Here is a 2,553-nt window from a genome sequence, read left to right as displayed (position 1 = left end):
TTGTTAAGGAAACAATCGGAGTTGGTGTAAACGAAAAAGCAGTCTTGCGGTTTTATAAAACTGCCCTTTCGTTTACATCAATTTCGATTTTTCCTTGGTGAACAAAGTCGCGTCCCTTTCGCCACTATCTATGGGGATTCAATCTTTGCTCTCTTCCATAAGTCTATCATATCACATGGTTTATTAACAGATGGTTTTTGCCAAAAGAATTATTTTTAGGCATAACAAACAGACTCCCTTTACGGAAGTTTTTCGGACTATTCAGTTATATATTTTAACATCTCATATGTGCAAAAACAGATGGTGTATGCTTATCCGGAAGATGTGGAACCATTTTCCCTCCACAGGAAGAACATTTGCATACATCTATGTTATATAGCAGCCTGATCATTTCAGCGGCATTTCGGTTTTTCAATGCAGAAATATATTTTTTACATCCAAGCAGATTTCTACAATGCGTCATCTTTTTTCTCTTGTTTCGGCACGACAGCAAACCATAGTGCCGGATTCTGACAAAACGTTTTGGAGGAACATGCATTAAAAATCGACGGATGAACTCCTCACCCGGAACTGTTTTCTCTTTCCACTGACCTTTGTTTTTATAGTCTTTTACAGCATATGTAACAGTTGCTTCCGTCATGGACTTGATCCGATGATTACTAATTGCTATCCTGTGAGTATATTTTCCAAGATAATTTATGACTGACTGTGCTCCATTAAAAGTCTCCTTACAATAAGCAACCCAGTCTTTTTTATAGCACTCATCGAGAAGTTCTTTGAAGCAATAGTGGTTTTGATATTTCTCCGCTGTACCATGAAACTCAAGCTTTGAATCATTCCACAGGCTTTTTAATTCGCACAAATATTTTCCACGGAACACTTTTGCAATGACCCCATACGGGAGAAAAAACTTCCCACCGGTATCTTTCCATTTGTTGTCCTTATCAAGTCCGCCACCTAGAACAATGGTATGGATATGAGGATGATAATTCATTGCAGAACCCCATGTATGAAGAATACAGATATATCCGATGTCAGCTCCCAGATACTTTGAATCTTTCGCCAGCTCGTTCAGAGTAGATGATGCAGCATGATACAGTGCATCATACAGAAGTTTCTGATTGCTATAAATGATAGGATGCAATTCCTCAGGGACCGTGAATACCACATGATAATAAGGTGCATCCAATACATTCTCCTTTTGCGCATCGATCCATTTTTCTTTTGGAAACTCCTGGCACATGGGGCAACACCTGCTTCTGCATGAATTGTTGTGAACACTGATACAGCCGCATTCCTCACAGACACTGATATTCACACCAAAAGCCCCGGTTTTACAGTTCATGATGTGAAAAGCTGCTTTTCTGTGGTGAGCAGGAAGCTCATGTGTTTTTTCATAAACAGGATAAAACCGTTCAAAGACATCCTGTATCGTACATGATTTTTCCACGATTACTCACCACCCATCTCATCAAATGGGCTTTTAATACCGAGCAGAGTCTTATTGCTTACATGAAGATAAATCTCTGTTGACCTTGGATCGCGGTGTCCCAAAAGGGCCTGAATGTATTTCACGTCACACCCGGCTTCAAACAGATGGCTTGCGAAACTATGGCGCAAACAGTGTGTAGAGACATGTTTCTGAATTCCAGCCCTTTTTGCGCTTTCACGGAAGAACTGAATGACACTGTCCCTCACAAGATAATTCCCTGTCCATGAACTTGGAAACAGAATTCCTTTTGGTCTTCCACATTTAAACCAGTATTCTGTAAGTATCTCAAGTGTACGGTCAGCAAGTAAGGTATAACGGTCAAAGCGGCTTTTGCCATCACGGATGTGTATTGTTTTATTGGTGCGTGAAATATCCTCATAGTGAAGGTGCGTGACTTCTGATACCCGAAGACCACCTGAATACATTGTAGCAATCATGGCTTTATGTTTCAGGTTTGGCGTTGCATCAAGAATCGCTGATATCTCTGCTTTCGTAAGTACGATTGGCAGGCTCCTGTCTCTTTTCATACGTGGGATATCATCGTCATCCCAATTCATCTTTAATACTTTTTTATAAAAGAAACGAATACCGGAATGATAGTGGTTGTATGTTTCCGGTGAAATCCCGGAAAGTCTTTTTTGGATCAGAAATGTGTCAACATCATCTGTTGTCAGAGCATCTATTGGCTTATCTGTATATTTTAAAAAGTGAGCAACACTTGTACAGTATGCATGAATAGTAGAATCTCTTAGATTCCGTTTGTTTGCAGCATTTGTAATCTGGCTAAATATTTCATCGTACATAATAAAATCCTCCATGTAAAGTAGTTAATGAGAAACCCTGCTTACATGGAGGCGCATTGGCATAATAAAACCGCTTGTCAGAAAAGCGGTCAAATGGTATTCTTTTCATAGGCAGTGGTGTCTTTCTGTATTGAATTGTTTTGTGTGGTAACTTTACAATATCAAATGATGGTAAGAATTGCCATTGCCTATTTTATTATTGAGAAAAGAAAGCTGCGCCACAGCCTCGGCAGGCCATCGCGCAGCGATTTTGTTCAA

Annotated in this window: 2 protein-coding genes; both read right to left on the bottom strand. The window is 39.8% G+C overall.

The genetic code is table 11. The features are described from left to right. Positions 1–274: 274 nt before the first annotated feature. A complete protein-coding gene (locus ACTNC6_RS16040; RefSeq protein ID WP_279208078.1) occupies positions 275–1,450 on the bottom strand; it encodes an IS91 family transposase in 1,176 nt (391 codons plus the stop codon). 2 nt (positions 1,451–1,452) lie between these two features. Then, positions 1,453–2,295 (bottom strand): tyrosine-type recombinase/integrase, encoded by an 843-nt coding sequence (locus ACTNC6_RS16035; RefSeq protein WP_279208077.1) that lies wholly within the window; start codon positions 2,293–2,295, stop codon positions 1,453–1,455. Positions 2,296–2,553: the final 258 nt, after the last annotated feature.

Source organism: Blautia sp. HCP3S3_C4 (genome assembly GCF_052064095.1).
Taxonomy (GTDB): Bacteria; Bacillota; Clostridia; order Lachnospirales; family Lachnospiraceae; genus Blautia_A.
This window is presented reverse-complemented; position numbering and strand designations above follow the sequence as displayed.